Here is a 20,226-nt window from a genome sequence, read left to right on the forward strand (position 1 = left end):
AAGCTTTATACTTCAAAGCTTTTTTGTTATTGCTTATCCATAAACTCTCGCTATGGCTACAATCAAGTTTATTACAAAAACTACAATACCTACGATATTGAGAATTCGTTCTGTTTTATAGTCTAGTCCAGATTCTTTTTGATGTGAATTAGCCAAGACTAGACCAATGATCCCCAAAATCAAACTTACCACCGGCGAAAGCAAACCAAGAATGATAGACAAAATACCTAAAACAAGTGACGCTTTTTTCTTTTCTTGCATATTCTAAAAACTCCTTAAACTCATACAAATGAATAATACTATAAAAATTAGCTTTATCAATTGGATAAAACAAAAAAAGCTTTTAAAGTGTACTGACCCCAAAAAGTTAGACAATTAATTTAATCAAAGGATTTAGTTCTGTATTGTACAGGACTAAGTCCTTTTAGTTTTACCTTAATTCGTTTGTTGTTGTAGTAATCAATATAGTCTACAATAGCTTGTTCCAAGTGCTCAAGTGACTGAAACGTATTCTCATAACCATAAAACATTTCAGACTTAAGAATGCCAAAGAAAGATTCCATCATACCGTTATCTGGGCTATTTCCCTTACGTGACATAGATGGTTGGATTCCCTTATTATTTAAAAAATGATGATAGAAATCGTGTTGGTATTGCCATCCTTGGTCACTATGGAGAATTGTATTTTCGTAATGGTTCTCTGTAAAGGCTTGTTCTAGCATAGCTTTCATTTGTACTAAGTTCGGCGAAGTAGAAAGATTGTAGGAGATAATTTCGCTGTTAAAGCCATCTAAAACTGGTGATAAATAAAGTTTCTGGCTGCTTGCTGGAATGGCAAATTCTGTCACATCTGTGTAGCACTTTTGCATTGGTTTGGTTGCTTCAAATTGACGTTGAATAAGGTTATCTGCTTTCTTGCCAACCTCTCCTTGGTATGAAGAATACTTCCGTTTACGGCGAATTCGAGCCGTTAAACTAAGTACTTTCATAAGACGCTGCACCTTCTTATGGTTCACTACGAAGCCACGATTTCGTAATTCTAGAGTTATGCGACGATAGCCGTAATTTCCGTTATGCTCAGTATAAATTGACTGAATTTCAGCTTTAATATCATAATCCTTATCGCTTTGATCCAGCTGTTTTAAGTGGTAATAATAGGTTGAACGGGCAAGCTTAATAATCTTTAGAAGGATATCTAAAGAAAACTCTGTTACCAGTCCTTGAACAATTTCCGTTTTTCTTCTTGCTCCTTTTCGTCCCTCAATCGGAGTTCTCTCAACTTTTTTAGAATGGCATTCTCCGCTCTCAAGTACTCATTTTCTGCTTGAAGACGTTCTAATTCTGTCATATCTTCAAATCTCTTCTTTGGCTTACATCCCATTTTAGGCGGTCTCCCTCTTGTTTTCTCAACAATAGTATACCCGTTTTTCTTATATTGTGCCAGCCAATTCGAAAGTAATCCACTACTTGGAAGAGCATAATCCAGAGACACCCTAATTTGTGAACGTCCCTCAAGAAGAACTTTATCAATGATCTCTTGTTTTAGTTCAGAAGAATAGTAACAATTCTTTCCTTTTTTGACGATTTCTATTCCATAACGATTAATCAATTTAATCATGTACTGAAGATTAGAAATGTTTATCCCAAATTGATTTGAAAGTTGTCTAAAGCTCTCTCCTTTCTTTCTTAATTCATATATTTGAACTTTATCTTCATAAGTTAATTTCATAATAAAAACACCCCAAAAGTTAGATTTTTATGTCTAACTTTTGGGGTGCAGTTCAAAGATAAAGCTTTTTTTGTTAGAATCCTGATTAGTGCATCATTAAGATGAGCCCTGCAACCCAGTTAACTACAGAAATTACAATCCCTACGATATTAAGAATTCGTTCTGTTTTGTAATCAAGCTCAGATTCTTTTTGATGTGAATTAGCCAAGACTAGACCAATGATCCCCAAAACGAGACCTACGATTGGAGATAGCAAACCAAGGACGATAGATAGGACACCTAAAACAAGTGATGGTTTTTTCTTTTCTTTCATCTTCAAAAACTCCTTAAATTTTATACTAACAATTATACCATAAAAAGCCAAGACTTTATATTAAACATATGTGACAAGATTTTTCACATTGTTAATTAGATTTCACCTTCCCTGTCCAAGAATCCAATCCGTAAGAGAGGATATAGATTTCTGAGAAACCTTGTTTTTTCAAGAAAAGTGCTGCGTTTGTGACACGTTGCGCACGTTGGTTTTCATAGAGAAGGACAGGTTTATCCTTGCGAAGAGCTGCAAGACTTGTCTTCAATTGATTTGAAGGAATATTACGAGCTCCGAGGATATGTTTTCTGTGGAAGTCAGCTGGATCACGCAAGTCAATCAACTGACCTGTACGAATCAAAGACTCAAACTCTGCATTGTCTACAATTTTCGCTGCACGACGAATGCGAAGATAGTTATATCCCATCCAAGCCAACATCGCTACAATAAGTCCCCATAATACCCAAGTTACCATATTACCTAATCTCCATTTTTTTCTAAATAGTCTAATTCTAGTTTGTGCTCTCTGCGAAGAACAGCCTCCGCTTCAAGATAATCCAGCTTGTCCATCAAGCCTGCATCATAGATTCGAGATAGCTCGATCTTCATCAGTTCAATGTCATAGAGACGTTTTCCCATATAGACAATGATACCAAACTGTTTGAGAAATTGTTGCACATCGTAGAGTGTTTTCATAGCTTTCATTTTAGCAAATAATCAGAGTTTTTTCAATAGTTCCCTAATAGTTCGGGGTAGGTTTCCTTTTTTCACGATCATCTGAATTTCTTCACACTATGACAAAGAAGAAATCCTAGAGTCATTCCAACGATATTTTGCATGAGATTTGGAATGATTTCTGGAATAGCTGCACCCCAACCATTCATCCAAGCTGATGCCAAGGCATAACCAGCTACCATGAATAAAGTCGCTAAGACTAAGCCTAGCCATTGCCATTTCCCTTTAAAGCCTGCGAAATAACCTTGGAAACCATGGTTAATTAAGCTAAAAATCATCCACTGAGGGTAGCCTGAAATGAGGTCAATAAGAAATCCTGCTAAACCTCCAACAACGGCCCCTTCACGACTGCCAAAGTAAAAGGCTGTGAAGAAGACTCCAACGTCCAAAAGTGTTAGAAATCCAGTTGGTGTCGGTATTTTTATAAAATACCCCAATACGACAGAACTAGCTGCCAAGATAGATACTAGGGCAATTTTAGTTGTTTTGGTTTGCTTCATACTGTCTCACTCCATATTGATCTGCTTGTGCAATGGCACGGTAAACAAAGGCTTTGGAACTTTCAATTGCTGGTAAGAGTTCGTCTCCCTTAACTAGCTGGCTGGCAATACTTGATGCAAAGGTACATCCTGCACCAGCATTTTGTCCTTGGATAACTGGATTTTCAAGAATAGTGAAATTCTCCCCATCATAAAAGACATCCACAGCCTTATCCTGACTGAGGCGATTTCCACCCTTGATAATCACTGCTGGTGCACCCAAGTCATGTAATTTCTGCGCTGCAGCCTTCATGTCTTCCAGGCTTTCAATCTTTTGATCTGCAAGCAATTCTGCCTCAGGTAGATTGGGTGTAATTACAGTCATATAAGGGAAAAAGCGAATCAACTCTTGACAGAGCTCACTAACTGCAACATCATGCGTTTCCTTACAAACCAATACAGGGTCCAAGACGACAGGAACTCCTGATCTTTCCTTAATGAAATTCAAGGCTTTTTCAGCAACACCGACTGTCGGCAAGAGACCAATCTTAATCCCTCCAAAGTCTACACTTTTCAGGCTATCCAACTGTTGTTGGAAAATAGTCTCATCCGTCGGAAAGACTTCAAAACCATTTTCTGTCAAAGCAGTCAAGCAGGTCATGGCTACAAATCCATGCAAACCATTCAAAGTATAGGTGGCAAGGTCAGCAGCTAATCCACCACCACTAAAAATATCATTTCCTGAAAGTGCTAAAATACGATTATTCTTCATAACGAATCTCCTTTAAATACAAACCATTAGGCGCTGCAGTTGGACCTGCCAACTGTCTGTCTTTTTTCTCCAAGATGAGGTCAATCTGTTCAACTGGCATACGGTTGTTACCAATTTTCAGCAAGGTTCCAACCATATTTCGAATCTGCTTATAGAGGAAGCCATTGCCTGAGAAAGTAAAGGTCAAAAATTGTCCTGTTTCATCAACCCTAAGACTGGCTTCCGTAATCGTCCTAACCTTGTCCTCCACACTAGTCCCTGATGCTGTAAAACCAGTAAAGTCATGTGTTCCCTCTAGTTTTTTTACAGCAAGCTGCATCCGTTCCACATCAAGTGGATATGGATAGTGGGTGGCATAATGACGTCTCATAGGATTTTTAGGACGCCCTCTATCCACGATAAACTCGTAGGTCTTGCTATGCTTGGCATAACGGCAATGAAAATCATCAGCCACAATCTCAATCGAAATCACATCAATATCTTCAGGACTTTGAGTATCGAGAGCAAAGCGAAGCTTTTCCTCATCCATCTGATAGGGAAGATCAAAGTGGATGACCTGCCCTAAGGCATGAACACCACTGTCCGTTCGCCCAGCACCATGAATGGTAATGGCCTGCCCTTTATTTAATTTGGTTAAAGTTTTTTCAATTTCCTCTTGGACACTACGCGCGTGTGGTTGCCGTTGAAAACCAGCAAAGGCGTAACCATCATAGGAAATGATAGCTTTATATCTAGTCATATATCTATTTTATCAAGAAAATTTCTCTGCAACAAGTTTGAAAACCAAAAATTGCACGGGGACAGTTATTGATATAATCTAATTCTTATCTAGATTTTATCATCATATATTTTCGTACAGGTGCTTCAACCATTTGAACGATTTCAAATCCTTCTTTTTGGTAAAGATTCTGAGCTCTTTGATTTGCCTCGAAGACATTTAGAGAAATAGTATCTATGTCTTCATTTTCAAAGGCCAAACTAATAAATTTCCTTAAAGCCTGGCTACCTAATCCCTGCCCCTGTTTCTGGGGATTGATAAAAAATCTCCCGATATGAAGATTCCTGTCTTCTAGCCTGATTTTCTGGATAAGCCCCACAAACTCTTGTCCACCAAAGATTGAAAAGATTCCTTCCAAATCTTGCAAGATTTGAATTGTCAAGGGAAAAGGAATCATTGGTCCCATCCATTGTTCTTGAAAGGGTTTGCCGAGAGAGTTGGACCATTGGCATACGAATTGAGCGTTTTCTATACTCACATTTTCTTCAAAACGAATTGTCATCTTGACCTCACCATCTTATCTGTGTTTCTCCATTATACTATTTCTCCCTTTTTTTCCGAATTAATAAGTATGATTCATCTTTACTTTTTTCTTGTTGGAGCTATTATTGCTTCCTTTATAGGTCTTGTCATTGACCGCTTTCCTGAGCAGTCTATTATCTTTCCTGCTAGTCACTGCGATTCCTGTCATACTCGCTTACATCCCTTGGATTTGATTCCAATTATTTCTCAAGTAGTCTATCGCTTTCGCTGTCGCTACTGCAAGTCAAACTATCCTGTCTGGTATACCCTCTTTGAGTTATTCTTGGGGCTACTCTTTCTAACTTTTTCTTTGGGATTTCTAACTTTGAATCAAGTCATTTTGATCGCCGCTGGCTTGACCTTAGGCATCTACGACTTTCGTCATCAAGAATATCCCTTGCTAGTCTGGCTGACTTTTCACTTATTCCTCATAGTTTGCTGTGGTTGGAATCTAGTTATGATTTTCTTTCTTATCTTGGGAATTTTGGCTCACTTTATCGATATCCGCATAGGTGCTGGAGATTTTCTCTTTCTGGCTTCTTGTGCACTTATTTTTAGCCTAACTGAAATGCTGATTTTAATTCAATTTGCTTCCACGACTGGTATCCTAGCCTTTCTCCTACTAAAGAAAAAGGAAAGACTACCTTTTGTGCCTTTCCTCTTACTGGCTGCTTGTATGATTATTTTTGGTAAGCTACTGCTTCTCGGATAAAGTCAGCGATTTCGGCTACTTGTCCTTCATGTAGAGCCTTAACAATCTTGGATCCGACGATAACGCCGTCTGATACAGCATTGAAGCGTTCGACATCAGCCTGTGTGGATACACCAAATCCTGTCAAGACTGGAATATCTGCTACTTGATGAAGTTGAGCCAAGTGCTTGTCCAAATCATCTCGGTAGTTTCCTGATTTTCCTGTCACTCCGTTAATAGCAACAGCATAGACAAAACCTTCTGCCCCTTCAATGAGTTCTTTTTGACGCTCCATTCCTGTCGTCAAGCTGACAAGTGGAATCAAAGCAATGTCTGTACCTGCCAAAAAGGGCTCTACAAAGTTAGCATGTTCATGAGGGAGGTCTGGGATAATCAACCCTTTAACCGCTGTAGTAGAAAGGTCTTTGACAAATTTCTCAACACCGTACTGAAAGAGGGGGTTAAAATAGGTCATGATGACAAGCGGGATTTCTGTTTCAATGGTTTTCAAGGTTTCAACCAAAGCCTGGGTAGAGGTTCCGCGAGCTAGACTGCGCAAGCCTGCTTCTTCGATAACTGGACCATCTGCAACAGGGTCTGAAAAGGGAACTCCTATCTCAATGGCAGACACACCCAAGTCTTCTAAAAAGCGAATTGTTTCAGCAAGACCATCCAAACCTTTTTCATGGTCTCCAGCCATGATATAGGGAACGAAAATTCCTTTTCCAGTCGCTTTTATAGCGTTCAATTTTTCTGTTAGAGTCTTAGGCATGAGCTTCTCCCTTCTTTGCTGCGTCTGCTTCCAAGCGGTCTTTAACTTGAACCACATCCTTGTCCCCACGACCTGATAGACAGACAATCATAGACTTGTCTGGTCCAAGTTCTTTGGCCAATTTAACTGCGAAAGCGATAGCATGACTAGACTCCAAGGCAGGGATAATTCCTTCCACACGAGACAAGAGTTGGAATCCTTGCAAGGCTTCCTCGTCCGTCACAGGAACATAGCTGGCACGTTTGATATCGTGGTAATGAGAATGTTCTGGACCGATACCTGGGTAGTCCAAACCTGCTGAGATAGAGAAGGCTTCTAAGATTTGACCATGGACATCTTGGAGCACATCCATGAGAGATCCGTGGAGAACACCTGGACGACCCTTGGTTAAGGTTGCTGCATGATGCTCTGTATCCACACCTAGTCCTGCTGCTTCAGCACCATACATAGCCACTGACTCATCTTCCACAAATGGATGGAAAAGTCCGATGGCATTCGAACCACCACCAACACAGGCTACTAGGGCATCTGGCAGATTTTCACCTGTCAATTCACGGTACTGTTGTTTGGCTTCTCGTCCGATAACACTTTGGAAATCACGAACAATTTCTGGGAAAGGATGAGGCCCCAAGGCAGAACCAAGGATATAGTGGGTGTCATCGATATTTGCCACCCAAGAACGAAGGGCTGCATTGACTGCATCCTTGAGCACGCGCGAACCATCTGTCACTGCCTCTACCTTAGCTCCTAAAAGCTCCATGCGGAAAACATTGAGGGCTTGACGTTTGACATCTTCCTCACCCATGTAAATGGTACATTCCATGTTAAAGAGGGCTGCAGCTGTTGCAGTTGCCACACCATGTTGACCGGCACCTGTTTCAGCGATAATTTTCTTCTTGCCCATGCGTTTAGCCAGTAAAACTTGTCCTAAGGCATTGTTAATCTTGTGGGCGCCTGTATGGTTGAGGTCTTCACGTTTAAGGTAAATCTTGGCTCCGCCGATATGCTGGGTCAAGTTTTTTGCGTAGTAAAGAGGAGTTTCGCGACCTACATACTGGCGCAAAAGTTGGTTTAACTCCTCTTGGAAACTTGGATCTGCCTGACTTTCACGATAAGCCTCTTCTAACTCCAATACTGCTGTCATCAATGTTTCTGGGACAAAACGTCCACCGAATTTCCCGTAAAATCCATCTTTATTTGGTTCTTGATATGCCATTCTTTACCCTCTCTATAAATCTTCTAATCTTTTCATGATCTTTTTGTCCGTCTGTTTCTACTCCGCTTGATACATCTACTGCAAAGGGAGAGAAATGCTGAATTGCTCTTGCTACATTGTCCTCATTTAGCCCACCTGCGATGAAGAAAGGCTGGGCTAGTTCTGTCGTATCCAGTCGGCCCCAGTCAAAGGTTTGTCCACTCCCTGCCACAGGAGCATCAAAGAGTAGATAATCTGCCTGAGAATTGGGTACTTGCCCATTCCCATCAACTTGTAAAGCTTGAATACTGGCACAAGGCAAATTCTCAAACAGATCATCCGCTACCTGATCATGAATTTGAACTAAATCCAAGCCGACCTTTTCAATCGCTTCTAACAGTTCTGCCCGACTGGGTGAAACAAATACTCCAACTTTTTGAATATGGCTAGGAATAAACTTAGCCAGCTCTGCTGCTTGTTCCAAAGTCACCTGTCTTTTGCTAGGAGCAAAGACAAAACCAATATAGTCTGCCCCTGCTGATACGGCTGTTTCCACCGCTTCTGTGGTCGATAGTCCACAAATCTTAACCTTTGTCAATCTGCAACTCCTTGATTCTTTGAGCCACATCCTCTGCCTGCATGAGAGCTGTCCCTACTAAAATTCCGTTAAAGTATGGTGCAACACGTTTTGCATCCTCCTCTGTAAAAATAGCAGATTCGGAAATGTAGAAGCAATCGTCCTTGAAGTGTTTGGCCAAGTCTACACTGGTCTGTAAGTCTACTTCAAAGGTTGTTAAATTACGATTGTTGACACCGATAATTTGAGCTCCAAGACGGTGGGCCACTTCTAGTTCAGCTAAATTGTGGGTCTCCACCAACACTTCTAAACCAAGCTCTGTCGCATAGTCGTAAAGCTCCTTTAGTCGTTCTTCTGACAAGGCTGCGACGATGAGTAAGATAACTGTCGCACCTGCATTGCGAGCACGGATGATTTGCTTTTCATCGATGATAAAGTCCTTGTTGAGCGTCGGAATCTCTACCTGACTGGAAATCTCTCGCAGATAATCCAAATGTCCTTTAAAGAAAACCTCATCTGTCAGAACAGAAATCATAACCGCCCCGTTAGCCTCATAAGTCTGGGCCTGTTGTACGATATCCACATCAAGATTGATATCACCTAGACTTGGGCTTGCCTTTTTGACCTCCGCAATGATTTGCAAACGGTCTTGGTGATTTTTTAAATACTCACTCAATCGATAAGTTTGACGTAGGGGCTGAAGCTCCTCTCGCTCCATTTTTTCAACTTCACGCGCCTTTTGCTCTAGGATACGTGATAAAAATTCCTGACTCATCTTTGATACTCCTGTAATAGTCTGAGTTTTTCAAGGGCCTTACCACTGGCAATCACTTGACGTGCCAATTCAACTCCGTCCTTGATACTGTCTGCTTTCCCATTCGCATAAAAACCAAGCCCTGCATTTAAGACTGTTGTTTCCAAGAATGGACTTGGTTCGTTATTAAGAACGCTGACAAGGATGGCTGCATTCTCATGAGCATTTCCACCACGAATGTCTTCAATAGCAATGCGTTCCATTCCCAAATCTTCTGGAGTAAAGGTTGATAAAGTAATTTCACCATTTTCAAGAAGGGCAATACTGGTAGTTCCATTCAAACCAGCTTCATCCAATCCTTCTGGACCAGCTACTACAATAGCACGTTTGCGACCCATGTTTTTCAAGACCTGAGCAGTACTTTCCAGAAGTTCAGGACGACTGATTCCTAGAAGCTGTGTTTCTAAAACCATTGGATGGATGAGCGGTCCTGTCAAATTCATGATAGTTGGAATTCCCAACTCCAAACGAGCTGGCATAATGTATTTCATGGCTGGGTGCATGTTTTTGGCAAAGAGAAAGACGATTCCTGTTTGGTCAAATACCTTACCCAATTGTGCTGGTTTTAGGTCAATATTGATTCCCAAAGCTTGCAAGACATCTGCTGACCCAGATTTAGAAGAAATAGAGCGATTTCCATGTTTGGCCATGTGGATTCCTCCACCTGCCAAGACAAAGGCTGCAGTTGTAGAAATGTTGAAGCTAAATGACTTATCTCCACCTGTACCACAGTTATCCATAGCATCTTGAATATTTGTTGGAATGTGTTGAGCATGTCCTCTCATGACTTGAGCGAGGGCTGTTCTTTCTTCAGGTGTTTCTCCCTTCATCTTAAGGGCTAACAGTAGGGACGCAATTTGTGCTTCTGTTACTCGCCCTGTTACGATGCGTTCGATCACATCTGTCATTTCAACACTTGATAGATCTTCAAAGTTGGCTAATTTTTCAATAATTTCTTTCATTTTGTGTTCCTCACTTTACAACTTTCTCGATAAAATTCTGAATAGAAGACAGGCCATCTGGCGTTCCAATACTTTCTGGATGATACTGGAAACCATAAATTGGTAGATTTTTGTGTTGAATCCCCATAATAGCTTGGTCATCTGTCGAACGAGCTGTCACTTCAAACTCTTCTGGCATCTCTTCAATTAAAATACTGTGGTAACGCATGACTGGACGATTGTCCTCAATCCCTTGATAGAGAACTGATGGAGTCTCAAATCGGATTTGACTTTGTTTACCGTGCATAACTTTAGGAGCCAAGCCTAACTTACCACCAAAGACTTCTGCGATGGCTTGGTGCCCCAAACAAATCCCTAGAATAGGTTTCTTACCTGCAAAATCACGAATCATTTCTTCCATTTTCCCAGCATCAGCTGGCCAACCTGGGCCAGGAGAGAAAACTAATCCATCTGCCTTTTCAGCTTCTTCATAAAGGTTTGGATCATCATTTCTCAAAACCTGAACTTCTGCAAAATTCCCAATGTATTGGGCTAGGTTATAGGTAAATGAATCATAATTATCAATCAATAAAATCATGGTCTTAGTTCTCCCATTCTAGTCATAGATTTAGCTTTGTTAATCGTTTCTTGGTATTCGTTTTGAGCGATAGAATCATAAACAATTCCTGCTCCAGCCTGTACATAGGCTGTTTTATTTTTAAGAATCATGGTTCGAATTGCAATAGCAAAATCCATGTCTCCAGTTGCTGATAGGTAACCGATAGCACCTGCATATACCCCTCGCTTCTCTGTTTCTAGTTCATAGATGCGTTTCATGGCCCGAATCTTTGGTGCTCCCGATACTGTTCCTGCCGGAAGAGTCGCTTTCAAGGCATCCATGGCAGTTAATTCTGGTAATAAACGTCCTTTAACCACGCTGGTCAAATGCATGACATAACGGAAAAGTTCCACTTCCATATACTTGGTTACTTGGACACTGGTTGTTTCAGCAATTCTACCGATATCATTTCTTCCCAAATCCACCAACATTCGGTGTTCTGCCGTTTCCTTTTCATCAGAGAGTAGGTCATTTGCTAAAACTGCATCTTCTTCATCATTGGCACCTCTAGGTCGTGTACCTGCAATCGGATTGGTTGTCACGATGCCATTCTTGACGGACACCAAGCTCTCAGGACTGGCACCGATAATTTGATAATTTCCAAAGTCATAAAAGTAGAGGTAATTTGATGGATTGGTCACTCGGAGATTTCTGTAGAAGTCAAAAGGATTTCCAGTTACCTCTGCGGAGAAGCGCTGGCTAAGCACGCATTGGAACATATCTCCATTGCGAATCAAGTCGCGAGCTGTTTCTACCATTTCTTCAAATTTCTGAGGAGCGATATGTGGTCTAAACTGAAGTGGAGAAACGTCCAAATTTTCAAATTCATTAGGAGCAGGGATTTTCAACTCTTCTAAAACCTGATCTAAAGCCGCTTCTAGTTCATCATTGCTACGATTACTGTAGAGAGCATCCTCGATGATATGGATTTTTTCCTTCTTGTGGTCAAAGACCATGTAACTCTCATATACGAAGAAATGCATATCTGGTGTCCCAATCGTATCCTCAGGGAGCTGGCCAATTTCTTCATAGAGAGAAATCATATCGTAGCCAACAAAGCCAATAGCTCCACCACCAAAAGGTAGGTCTGAATGGTGCAGGCTCTTATGAGTCACTTCATAGAGGAAATCCAAGGGATCACGATCAATCACTTGACCATTTTGGTAAAGAACTCCATTCTCAAACTTAATCTCAAAAACTGGGTTATAGGCTAAGATAGAAAATCGAGCATTTTCTTTTTCTCTTGGGATACTTTCAAGTATGACCTTGTGTTTTCCGTTTAAGCGCATATAAGCCAAGATTGGTGATAAAACATCTCCATGAATGATTCGTTCCATTGTAATTTCCCTTTCAGTTCCTTATTTTTAATTTTTTATCTTTTTTCTATTTCCCTTAAATAGTGCGGACGGGAGGTAAAATTATCCAGTGGATGATTTTAGAAAATCATGAAATGAAAGACCTAATTTTTGAGCTCCTCGCTCATTCATTTCTAAGCTCAGGCTAAAATAGTTCCCCGAACTATTTTACTCTCAAAAATTCCGTCCTAGAGAAGCATCTTTGCTTCTCTAGGATACCACCATGGCGGGAAATAGCGGTTCGATGCTCACTTTGTTCGCAAATATTTTATAGAAATCTACCTATTGATGAAGCATAATTTAAAACTGAATAGCCACACCTATAATACATATATAAAAATCCCCACGCAAAATAACTTGCGTGAGGACGAAATTCGCGGTGCCACCTCAATTATAGGATTTCTCCTATCTCTCTTTCCTGTCTCAGATACCTCCTGTAACAGGCTGTGCGATAAAGGGCACTCCCTTGAGAATTATGTTTTCTTCTCTCATTTCAGATGGACCCAACCTTACAGTTTTCTCTGCTTGTTTTCAGCAACCACAAGCTCTCTGTGAGAGAAATATCTGTATATTTTCCATCTTTTATTTTTTAGCTTCAAGATAATCTGCAATCGCGGCTACGTCCTTGTCTCCACGACCTGAGACATTGATGATGATAATCTCATCTTTACTTAGTTTTGGTGCGCGTTTGACTGCTTCAGCGATAGCATGTGAGCTTTCAATTGCAGGGATGATTCCTTCTGTTTTGCTTAATAAAAGCAAGGCTTGGACAGCTTCTTCATCCGTCGCTGCAACATACTCTACACGACCAGAGTCCTTAAAGAAGGCATGCTCTGGACCAACCCCTGGATAGTCCAAACCAGCTGAGATAGAGTAGACTGGAGCAAGTTCTCCATCTTCCTTAAAGACTGCATAGGTTTTCATTCCATCAACGATACCTACACTACCCTTGGTCATAGTTGCTGCGTGTTTATCAGTATCTAGACCATGACCAGCAGCTTCTACACCGACCAATTTGACTTCTTCATCAGCTACATACTGTGAAAAGGCACCGATGGCATTAGAACCACCACCTACACAGGCAATAACGTAATCTGGCAGACGTCCTTCTTTTTCCAAGATTTGACGACGAGATTCTTCACTGATGACTTTTTGAAACTCATGGACAATGGTTGGATAAGGGTGAGGACCTACAGCTGAACCTAGAACATAGAAAGCTTCAAGGTCATTCATCCAGGCTCCAAAGGCTGCATCAACCGCATCCTTTAGAGTACGTGTTCCTGTCTCAACTGCGTGAACAGTTGCTCCCATCATCTCCATACGGAAGACGTTAAGACGTTGGCGTTCCACATCTTCTGCCCCCATGTAGACATCACAGGCCATACCAAATTTAGCTGCAGCAGCTGCAGTCGCAACTCCGTGCTGACCAGCTCCTGTTTCGGCAATGACACGCTTTTTGCCCATGCGTTTAGCAAGAAGAATTTGTCCCAAAACGTTGTTAAGTTTATGTGAACCCAAGTGGTTAAGGTCTTCACGTTTTAAGTAAATCTTAGCCCCACCTAGGTGCTCTGTCAAACTCTCTGCATAGTATAGCGGTGTTTCGCGACCTGAATAATCCTTCAAGTAATGGCGAAACTCAGCTAAAAACTCTGGATCATCCTTGTATTTTTCAAAAGTCACTTCCAATTCATCTAGCAAAACCTGAATTGGTTCTGGTACAAAACTACCACCAAATTGTCCAAAATAACCTTTAGTTGTCATAAAATTTTCCTCCTTCTGTATGAATCCGGCTTTTTGTTTGCTTTTGGTAGTGAAATGGTCTGGGGGACCATTTCAGCCTTTACTTAAAGAACAAGTAAAACTTGAATATTACTCTAAGTTCATGCCCTAACAAAAGATAAACAAAATGACGGATAGAAAAAGCCCACACACGGAATATATTTCCATGTGAGGGCGTTCGTAACGCGGTACCACCTCAATTGTAAAGAGAATATCCCCTTTACATCTCTGCCTTGTCTATCAACAAGTTGCACTGTAAGGTGTGCGCACCGAATTTTCATTGTTTCAAATTCATTGTTTCAAATCAGCCCAATTTCACTAGTTCCAACCACCTGTTCACAGTAACCACAGGCTCCCTGAAGATCAAAAATAACTACTTTTCTGATTTGTTGAGTTAATTATATGTCATTGTTTTTTCTTTGTCAACCGTTTTCATTCATTTTTTACTAATTTTTTTAATTATTTTTGTGAAGCGCCTAGAACTTCTTCGGAAACTCTGACAAAAGTCTCAATGATATAGTCTACTTCTTCATCCGTTAATTTCGTGTGAAGTGGTAATGTAATTTCATTTTCAAAGAAGGCATAAGCTCGCGGATAATCTGCCATATCAAACCCAAGATTCTTATAGGCTGTCAAAAGCGGAAGCGGTTTGTAGTGAACGTTACTTGCGATTCCTGCCTTGGCCAATTCTTGAATAATTTGGTTGCGTTGTTCGAGATTTGCTCCTTCTACATGGGTGATGTAGAGGTGACGACAAGATTCTATTGTATCAGTTTTATGTGCCAATGGATGGATAGGAGTCCCTGCAAATCCACGGTCATAGCGATCCACGATGTCCTTACGACGTTGTAGTAAGCTAGGATAACGATCTAGCTGAACTAGACCAAGTGAAGCCATGATATCCGTCATGTTGCACTTGTAGGCTGGTGTTACGATATCGTATTCCCAAGAACCTAGTTGCATCTTGGCAAGGGCATCCTTAGTTTGACCATGAAGAGAAAGGATCTGGAATTCCTTGTACATTTCTTCGTCGTCAATAGCTGGATTTGCTTTCCAAGTCGCACTTCCTCCCTCAGCAGTTGTAAAATTCTTAACCGCGTGGAAAGAGAATGATGTGAAGTCTGCAATTGAACCGGCTGGTTGTCCCTTGTAGGTTGAACCCAAAGCGTGGGCACTATCAGAGACAATCACAATACGGTTAAAGGCCTTTTGCCACTTGCTAGTAGCTGTAAAGAGGTCGCGTTTCTTTTCTACAACTTGGAACAAGCGGTCATAGTCACAGATAATCCCTGCTAGTTCTACCGGGATGATGACTTTAGTCTTCTCAGTAATAGCTTGCTCAAGCTTATCATAGTCCATTTCAAAGGTATCATCTTGGATATCAACCATCACTGGTGTCGCACCTACGTGAGTAATGACACTACATGATGCTGTATAAGTCATAGCTGGAACGATGACTTCGTCACCAGGCCCTACTTCAAGCACGCGCAAAATCAATTCAAGAGCTGCTGTTGCAGAGTTGAGGCAGACTGTCTTAGGCGTTTGAGTATAGATGGACAGACGACGCTCTAATTCTTTTGTCTTAGGTCCTGTTGTGATCCAACCAGAACGAAGGGTATCTGCTACCTCAGCAATTTCTGCTTCGGTAATATCGGGTGGTGAAAATGGAATATTGTAATTTGTCATTGATTTACTCCTTTTACTGTATTCACTCTTGTGACTACTTTATTTTAAAACTTCAAATACAGTCTGGAACATGATCTTGATATCTCCGAAGAAATTAAAATCACGTAGGTAGGCTAGATTATAGTGCATCTTTTCTGGAAGGACTCTTTCGACATAAGCTTGGTCGACCGACATACCTTTTGCAGTCATTTGACTGATAATGGCATCCTCGTCCTTATAGTTAATGCTGGCAAGCGATGTAATCCCTGCTGGCAAGAGCAAGGTAGCCATCATTTCTGGGTTATACTGCTCTGTGTAGCGTGGTACTTCTGGACGAGTTCCCACAAAGGACATCTCTCCTTTAAGAACATTGACCAATTGCGGCAGTTCATCCAAACGAACACGGCGAATGAAATTTCCAACCTTGGTGATACGGCTGTCATTCGCAGAAGTTACTAAACTTCCTTTCTTGTCCGCATCGGTCACCATAGTCCGGAATTTCCAAATCTTGAAATGTCGGTTGTACTGGGTTACCCGTACCTGCTTGTAAATGACTGGACCCTTGCTATCTAGCTTGATCCAAATGCTTAGAATTAGAAATACGGGTGAGGTCAAGATTAACAAGACCAATGCTAGAAACAAATCTAGACAACGCTTGAGAACCAATGAACCTTTTCTTCTAGAAACAAGCTGGTAGTATGGTTTTACCTCACTTAATTGCATCTCTTGAGGTAGTTCATCCCATTTCAGCATGCACATTCTCCTCTGTTTTTTAATATGTAATCTTTAAACATTCTACATTATACCACAAAATGAAAGAGGCAGTGCAAGAAATCTGTATTTTAAAGGAATTCTTCTCTAAGATAGAGCCCCTGCCTGTAAACTATACATCTTGTGATAAGTACCTCCCAAGGCCAAAAGTTCCTCGTGTGTGCCGCTCTCGATGATTCGTCCCTTATCTAGGACATAAATACAATTTGCATCCTGAATGGTAGAAAGACGATGGGCAATGGCAATGGTAGTCCGACCCTGTCTCATCTTGGCTAGAGAATTTTGGACCAAGGCTTCTGTTTCAGAGTCGATATTGGCTGTCGCTTCATCCAAAATCAGAATTTTAGGTTGACTGGCAACGGTTCTAGCAAAGGCAAGAAGCTGACGTTGACCAGTTGAAAAACTCGAACCACGCTCAGACACAGGGGCATCATAGCCTAATGGAAGATCCTGAATGAAAGAATCTGCATCGACAAACTCTGCTGCTGCCTTAACCTGGTCATCGCCGATATCTTGGTACATGGCGATATTGGACTTAATGGTCCCATGATAGAGGAAGGGATCCTGTAGGACCAAACCGATATTTTTTCTCAATTCCTCTTGGCTATACTTACGAATATCCACACCATCTAGGAGAACTTGACCAGACTGAAATTCATAAAAACGCATAAGAACATTGATGATCGAAGATTTTCCAGAGCCAGTATGCCCGACAAAGGCAATGGTTTCACCTTTATTGACGGTAAAGGAAATATCATCGAGAATTTGGTGTTCCCCATCATAGGAGAAGGACACATGTTCAAAACGGATATTTCCTTCTTTAATCTCGGCTTGTCCATTTTCTTGGACCGGTTCATAGTTGGACTCATCGATGAGTGCAAAGACACGACCTGCTGACACCATGGATGTCTGAAGAGTAGAAAAGTTTTGCGTTACCTCGATGAGCGGATCAAAGAGACGGTTGATGTACTGGATAAAGGCATACATAGTTCCTGCCGTTATTCCTAGATAAAGTCCGCGATAGCCAAAGTAGGCCATCAAAACCGCATATCCCAACAGCTTCAACAAACTCATAGCTGGGCGTAAAAAGAGAGAATCCAAGGCTACTGAACGGTTAGCGTAGACTAGGTGTTCCTGGTTTATCTCATCAAACTCTTCTTGCAGGCGTTTTTCTTGGTTAAAGGCTTGAATAATACGAATTCCTTCGATATTTTCTGCCAGCTTACTGTTAATATCTGACAGTAGACTTCTGGTTTTTTCAATGACCTTGACCGATTTTTTACGGTAGAGATTAACCAAAAGGAAAATCAAAGGTAGAAAGAGCAAGACTAAAGCAGTCAGACGATAGTCCAAAACTAACATGGTATAAAGGGTCGTCACGAATATAAAGACTGCCGAGATAAAGCTAGATAAGATTCCCGAAAACATATCACTAATGGTCTCCGTGTCGTTGGTCAAACGAGAAACGATGGAACCTGCAGGTGTTTTATCAAAATAAGACATGCCTAGCTTCTCCATATTGGCAAAGGCATCACGTCGGATATCTCTAACGATGCTGTAGGACACGCGCGCAAAGAGGATGTGCCCCACATATTGGACAATAGTTTGAAGAATGTAGAGACCATAGTAAATTAGCAAAACTGTAACAGCAAGCTGATTAAGGTTGTTTAGATACTGGTCGATAAAGTGCGAAGCAACCAAGGGGATAATACTCTTAACAACAGTCGTCGCAAGGAGAAAAGCAAGTGCTAAAAAGGTTAGGAGACTATAGGGCTTAAGATAAGACAACAAGCGTTTCAATACAGCCCATTGTTCTTGTTTATTGCGCATCTTCTTCTCCTTTCATTTCTAACTGTTGAGACTGGTAGGTTTGGGCATACCAACCATCCAAGGCTAGTAAGTCTTCATGCCTACCTCGTTCAATGATGCGACCATCCTGCATAACCAAGATCAAATCAGCATGAACAACTGCACTGAGACGATGGGCAGTGATGATAGTCGTTTTATCTTTGCGAGTTTCCTTGAGATTATCGATGATTGCGAACTCTGTCTTAGCATCCACAGCTGACAAGGAATCATCTAAAATCAAGATATCAGGATTTAAAATCATAGCCCGACTCATAGCCAGACGTTGCTTTTGTCCACCAGATAGACTAACACCTTTTTCCCCGATAACTGTATCAAATCCCTCAGGCATGGCTTGAATGTCTTGATAGACTTGAGCCAACTTAGTCGCTTCTTCCACTGCTGAGAAAGGTAGGTCGGGATTTCCAAAGCGAATATTATCTATGATAGAACTGGCAAAAAGAAATTGGTCCTGTGGAACGTATCCCATCAAACTACGTAAATCAGCTAGTCGATAGTAACGAATGTCATGACCATTTAGATAAATAGCTCCTTGGTCAACGTCATACTCACGTAGGAGCAATTTAATCAAAGCAGTTTTCCCTGAACCAGTTTGCCCAACCAATCCCAAGGTTTGCCCTTTTTCGAGACTAAAATGTATATCTCTCAGCGTCTCTTCGTCTTCAAAGGCAAAACGATCAATGGCATAGTCTAAGCGCTCATTTTCAATCCCTTCAAGTGGAGATTCTGGATCTTTGACAGGTGACTCTTGGGACAAAAGACTCTCAATTCGTTGATAAGAAACCTTCCCTCTTTGAGTAATATTAAAGAGGAAACCAATCGCCATCAAAGGCCATACCAACATATCCAAGTAAGAGATAAAGGTGACCAGATTTCCGACAGTTACCTGTCCTGCTTGCACCATAAAGGCACCGACCAAGAGAGTTAAGGCATAGGAAGAACCAACAAAGAGCAAAACCATAGGGTCAAAGAGACTATCATATTTCATAGTTTGCAGATTCTTTTGGAAGGTCAAATCATTAACTTCCTGGAAAGATGCCAATTCATCAGACTGATAGCCAAAGGACTTGGTTACCTTTATACCTGATACAGACTCCTGAACCTTATTATTAAGTTCAGAAAAGGCTGCTTGGGATTCGCCAAAAGCCTTATGGGTCTTTCTCCCCAGACGACTAGTCCCATAGGCCATAAACGGCAAAGGTAGAATGGCAACCAAGGTCATCTGCCAAGAAATGCTAAAGAGCATAGTCAAGAGAGTCACCAAGGCTGTGATAGAGGCATCCACTGCCATCATGACACCACCACCTGCTAAACGAGTCAGAGCATTGATATCATTGGTGGCGTGAGCCATCAAATCCCCGGTTCGATAATTCTGATAAAAAGCAGGCGACATCTTTGTAAAATGCTCAAATAGTCTTGAACGCATGATTTGTCCAAGTCGGTAGGAGGTCCCTAGGATATACATGCGCCAAACATAACGCAAGTAGTACATCCCGAAAGCTGCCAGCAGGAGATAAAAGAGATGAAGCAGGAGGTCATCTTGTGTTAATCGTCCCGAAGTGATAGCATCAATCACGCGCCCCATGACCATAGGTGGGATGAGGTTTAGCACAGAAACCAAAACCAAAGCTACGATTCCAACTAGGTAACGGCGTTTTTCTAATTTAAAAAACCACCAGAGTTTTTGGATGATGGACATAAAATTCCTTTCTAATGACAAATGGAAACCTGAGGCGACTGCCTCAGGTTTTTCCTATTCATAGGTGATGACACAAACTTAAACTGTGTCATATTCAGCGATAAAGATACTCAGAGGAGTAACATTTCATTTATTTTCAATCTTTTACATAAATCAT

22 protein-coding genes and 2 other annotated features are annotated in these 20,226 nt (G+C 41.2%); of the genes, 1 reads left to right on the plus strand and 21 read right to left on the minus strand.

Annotation, left to right across the window (positions count from 1 at the left end; all coding sequences use genetic code 11):
* Positions 1-33: 33 nt before the first annotated feature.
* The 9 genes from AXE83_RS08280 to AXE83_RS08325 all read right to left on the minus strand — a co-directional run bounded on the left by AXE83_RS08280 (position 34) and on the right by AXE83_RS08325 (position 5,305).
* Complete coding sequence (locus tag AXE83_RS08280) at positions 34-261, minus strand: hypothetical protein (protein WP_060956107.1); 228 nt, start codon at positions 259-261, stop codon at positions 34-36.
* Positions 262-380: 119 nt separating this feature from the next.
* A protein-coding gene (locus AXE83_RS10700) for an IS3 family transposase (RefSeq protein ID WP_150114541.1) occupies positions 381-1,729 on the minus strand; the annotation gives its coding sequence in 2 pieces (ribosomal slippage) (positions 381-1,288 and positions 1,288-1,729; 1,350 coding nt in all).
* An 85-nt stretch (positions 1,730-1,814) separates the two neighbouring features.
* Entirely contained in the window at positions 1,815-2,042 is a 228-nt protein-coding gene (locus AXE83_RS08295; RefSeq protein ID WP_000660082.1) for a hypothetical protein, read from the minus strand.
* A 91-nt stretch (positions 2,043-2,133) separates the two neighbouring features.
* Positions 2,134-2,514, minus strand: coding sequence for a rhodanese-like domain-containing protein (locus tag AXE83_RS08300; protein ID WP_000259323.1), 381 nt, complete (start codon positions 2,512-2,514; stop codon positions 2,134-2,136).
* Positions 2,515-2,519: 5 nt separating this feature from the next.
* Complete coding sequence (locus AXE83_RS08305) at positions 2,520-2,744, minus strand: YqgQ family protein (protein WP_000646475.1); 225 nt, start codon at positions 2,742-2,744, stop codon at positions 2,520-2,522.
* Between the two features lie 68 nt (positions 2,745-2,812).
* On the minus strand, positions 2,813-3,274 hold the full coding sequence (locus AXE83_RS08310) for an ECF transporter S component (protein WP_000814958.1): 462 nt from the start codon (positions 3,272-3,274) through the stop codon (positions 2,813-2,815).
* Positions 3,252-4,025, minus strand: coding sequence for a bifunctional hydroxymethylpyrimidine kinase/phosphomethylpyrimidine kinase (locus AXE83_RS08315; RefSeq protein ID WP_060956109.1), 774 nt, complete (start codon positions 4,023-4,025; stop codon positions 3,252-3,254). Before AXE83_RS08315 ends, AXE83_RS08310 begins: the two co-directional genes overlap by 23 nt.
* Complete coding sequence (gene truA / locus AXE83_RS08320) at positions 4,015-4,764, minus strand: tRNA pseudouridine(38-40) synthase TruA (RefSeq protein ID WP_045763152.1); 750 nt, start codon at positions 4,762-4,764, stop codon at positions 4,015-4,017. The genes AXE83_RS08315 and truA overlap by 11 nt, the downstream gene beginning before the upstream one ends.
* 85 nt (positions 4,765-4,849) lie before the next feature.
* A complete protein-coding gene (locus AXE83_RS08325; protein WP_060956110.1) occupies positions 4,850-5,305 on the minus strand; it encodes a GNAT family N-acetyltransferase in 456 nt (151 codons plus the stop codon).
* 69 nt (positions 5,306-5,374) lie between these two features.
* Here AXE83_RS08325 and AXE83_RS08330 point away from each other — a divergent pair, with 69 nt between their 5' ends.
* Positions 5,375-6,037, plus strand: a complete 663-nt coding sequence (locus AXE83_RS08330; protein ID WP_060956111.1) for a prepilin peptidase — start codon at positions 5,375-5,377, stop codon at positions 6,035-6,037.
* Here the strand turns inward: AXE83_RS08330 and trpA are convergent.
* The 12 genes from trpA to AXE83_RS08395 all read right to left on the minus strand — a co-directional run bounded on the left by trpA (position 6,006) and on the right by AXE83_RS08395 (position 20,069).
* Positions 6,006-6,788, minus strand: a complete 783-nt coding sequence (gene trpA / locus AXE83_RS08335; protein ID WP_060956112.1) for a tryptophan synthase subunit alpha — start codon at positions 6,786-6,788, stop codon at positions 6,006-6,008. The genes AXE83_RS08330 and trpA overlap by 32 nt on opposite strands.
* Entirely contained in the window at positions 6,781-8,004 is a 1,224-nt protein-coding gene (trpB, locus tag AXE83_RS08340; protein WP_060956113.1) for a tryptophan synthase subunit beta, read from the minus strand. Before trpB (AXE83_RS08340) ends, trpA begins: the two co-directional genes overlap by 8 nt.
* Complete coding sequence (locus AXE83_RS08345; protein ID WP_060956114.1) at positions 7,982-8,581, minus strand: phosphoribosylanthranilate isomerase; 600 nt, start codon at positions 8,579-8,581, stop codon at positions 7,982-7,984. Before AXE83_RS08345 ends, trpB (AXE83_RS08340) begins: the two co-directional genes overlap by 23 nt.
* Positions 8,568-9,335, minus strand: coding sequence for an indole-3-glycerol phosphate synthase TrpC (trpC, locus tag AXE83_RS08350; RefSeq protein ID WP_060956115.1), 768 nt, complete (start codon positions 9,333-9,335; stop codon positions 8,568-8,570). The genes AXE83_RS08345 and trpC overlap by 14 nt, the downstream gene beginning before the upstream one ends.
* Entirely contained in the window at positions 9,332-10,336 is a 1,005-nt protein-coding gene (trpD, locus tag AXE83_RS08355; RefSeq protein ID WP_006146009.1) for an anthranilate phosphoribosyltransferase, read from the minus strand. The genes trpC and trpD overlap by 4 nt, the downstream gene beginning before the upstream one ends.
* A gap of 10 nt (positions 10,337-10,346) precedes the next feature.
* The gene (locus tag AXE83_RS08360; protein ID WP_060956116.1) at positions 10,347-10,913 is read right to left on the minus strand and encodes an aminodeoxychorismate/anthranilate synthase component II; all 567 of its coding nucleotides are present in this window, start codon (positions 10,911-10,913) and stop codon (positions 10,347-10,349) included.
* Positions 10,910-12,271, minus strand: coding sequence for an anthranilate synthase component I (gene trpE, locus AXE83_RS08365; RefSeq protein ID WP_060956117.1), 1,362 nt, complete (start codon positions 12,269-12,271; stop codon positions 10,910-10,912). Before trpE ends, AXE83_RS08360 begins: the two co-directional genes overlap by 4 nt.
* Before the next feature lie 378 nt (positions 12,272-12,649).
* Positions 12,650-12,875: a binding site (T-box leader), on the minus strand.
* Positions 12,872-14,050: a tryptophan synthase subunit beta gene (gene trpB, locus AXE83_RS08375; RefSeq protein WP_060956118.1), complete on the minus strand. Its 1,179-nt coding sequence runs from the start codon at positions 14,048-14,050 to the stop codon at positions 12,872-12,874. Its footprint overlaps the feature before it by 4 nt.
* A gap of 185 nt (positions 14,051-14,235) precedes the next feature.
* Positions 14,236-14,467: a binding site (T-box leader), on the minus strand.
* A gap of 60 nt (positions 14,468-14,527) precedes the next feature.
* Complete coding sequence (locus tag AXE83_RS08380; RefSeq protein ID WP_060956119.1) at positions 14,528-15,754, minus strand: DegT/DnrJ/EryC1/StrS family aminotransferase; 1,227 nt, start codon at positions 15,752-15,754, stop codon at positions 14,528-14,530.
* Between the two features lie 39 nt (positions 15,755-15,793).
* A complete protein-coding gene (locus AXE83_RS08385; RefSeq protein ID WP_060956120.1) occupies positions 15,794-16,486 on the minus strand; it encodes a sugar transferase in 693 nt (230 codons plus the stop codon).
* 105 nt (positions 16,487-16,591) lie between these two features.
* Entirely contained in the window at positions 16,592-18,334 is a 1,743-nt protein-coding gene (locus tag AXE83_RS08390; protein ID WP_060956121.1) for an ABC transporter ATP-binding protein, read from the minus strand.
* Positions 18,324-20,069 carry an ABC transporter ATP-binding protein gene (locus AXE83_RS08395; RefSeq protein ID WP_060956122.1) on the minus strand — a complete coding sequence of 582 codons (1,746 nt, stop codon included), beginning with the start codon at positions 20,067-20,069 and terminating at the stop codon, positions 18,324-18,326. Before AXE83_RS08395 ends, AXE83_RS08390 begins: the two co-directional genes overlap by 11 nt.
* Between the last annotated feature and the right edge of the window lie 157 nt (positions 20,070-20,226).

Origin of the sequence: Streptococcus sp. oral taxon 431 (assembly GCF_001553685.1) — a bacterium.
In the GTDB taxonomy this organism is placed as follows: domain Bacteria; phylum Bacillota; class Bacilli; order Lactobacillales; family Streptococcaceae; genus Streptococcus.

What these genes read in the sequence shown, in the direction of transcription:
- AXE83_RS08280 (WP_060956107.1), bottom strand. Translation starts at nt 261, where the DNA reads ATGCAAGAAAAGAAAAAAGCGTCACTTGTTTTAGGTATTTTGTCTATC.
- trpE (WP_060956117.1), bottom strand. Translation starts at nt 12,271, where the DNA reads ATGGAACGAATCATTCATGGAGATGTTTTATCACCAATCTTGGCTTAT.
- truA (WP_045763152.1), bottom strand. Translation starts at nt 4,764, where the DNA reads ATGACTAGATATAAAGCTATCATTTCCTATGATGGTTACGCCTTTGCT.
- trpB (WP_060956113.1), bottom strand. Translation starts at nt 8,004, where the DNA reads ATGGCATATCAAGAACCAAATAAAGATGGATTTTACGGGAAATTCGGT.
- AXE83_RS08380 (WP_060956119.1), bottom strand. Translation starts at nt 15,754, where the DNA reads ATGACAAATTACAATATTCCATTTTCACCACCCGATATTACCGAAGCA.
- AXE83_RS08315 (WP_060956109.1), bottom strand. Translation starts at nt 4,025, where the DNA reads ATGAAGAATAATCGTATTTTAGCACTTTCAGGAAATGATATTTTTAGT.
- AXE83_RS08305 (WP_000646475.1), bottom strand. Translation starts at nt 2,744, where the DNA reads ATGAAAGCTATGAAAACACTCTACGATGTGCAACAATTTCTCAAACAG.
- AXE83_RS08310 (WP_000814958.1), bottom strand. Translation starts at nt 3,274, where the DNA reads ATGAAGCAAACCAAAACAACTAAAATTGCCCTAGTATCTATCTTGGCA.
- AXE83_RS08295 (WP_000660082.1), bottom strand. Translation starts at nt 2,042, where the DNA reads ATGAAAGAAAAGAAAAAACCATCACTTGTTTTAGGTGTCCTATCTATC.
- trpD (WP_006146009.1), bottom strand. Translation starts at nt 10,336, where the DNA reads ATGAAAGAAATTATTGAAAAATTAGCCAACTTTGAAGATCTATCAAGT.
- AXE83_RS08390 (WP_060956121.1), bottom strand. Translation starts at nt 18,334, where the DNA reads ATGCGCAATAAACAAGAACAATGGGCTGTATTGAAACGCTTGTTGTCT.
- AXE83_RS08385 (WP_060956120.1), bottom strand. Translation starts at nt 16,486, where the DNA reads ATGCTGAAATGGGATGAACTACCTCAAGAGATGCAATTAAGTGAGGTA.
- AXE83_RS08360 (WP_060956116.1), bottom strand. Translation starts at nt 10,913, where the DNA reads ATGATTTTATTGATTGATAATTATGATTCATTTACCTATAACCTAGCC.
- trpA (WP_060956112.1), bottom strand. Translation starts at nt 6,788, where the DNA reads ATGCCTAAGACTCTAACAGAAAAATTGAACGCTATAAAAGCGACTGGA.
- AXE83_RS08330 (WP_060956111.1), top strand. Translation starts at nt 5,375, where the DNA reads ATGATTCATCTTTACTTTTTTCTTGTTGGAGCTATTATTGCTTCCTTT.
- trpC (WP_060956115.1), bottom strand. Translation starts at nt 9,335, where the DNA reads ATGAGTCAGGAATTTTTATCACGTATCCTAGAGCAAAAGGCGCGTGAA.
- AXE83_RS08325 (WP_060956110.1), bottom strand. Translation starts at nt 5,305, where the DNA reads ATGACAATTCGTTTTGAAGAAAATGTGAGTATAGAAAACGCTCAATTC.
- AXE83_RS08395 (WP_060956122.1), bottom strand. Translation starts at nt 20,069, where the DNA reads ATGTCCATCATCCAAAAACTCTGGTGGTTTTTTAAATTAGAAAAACGC.
- trpB (WP_060956118.1), bottom strand. Translation starts at nt 14,050, where the DNA reads ATGACAACTAAAGGTTATTTTGGACAATTTGGTGGTAGTTTTGTACCA.
- AXE83_RS08300 (WP_000259323.1), bottom strand. Translation starts at nt 2,514, where the DNA reads ATGGTAACTTGGGTATTATGGGGACTTATTGTAGCGATGTTGGCTTGG.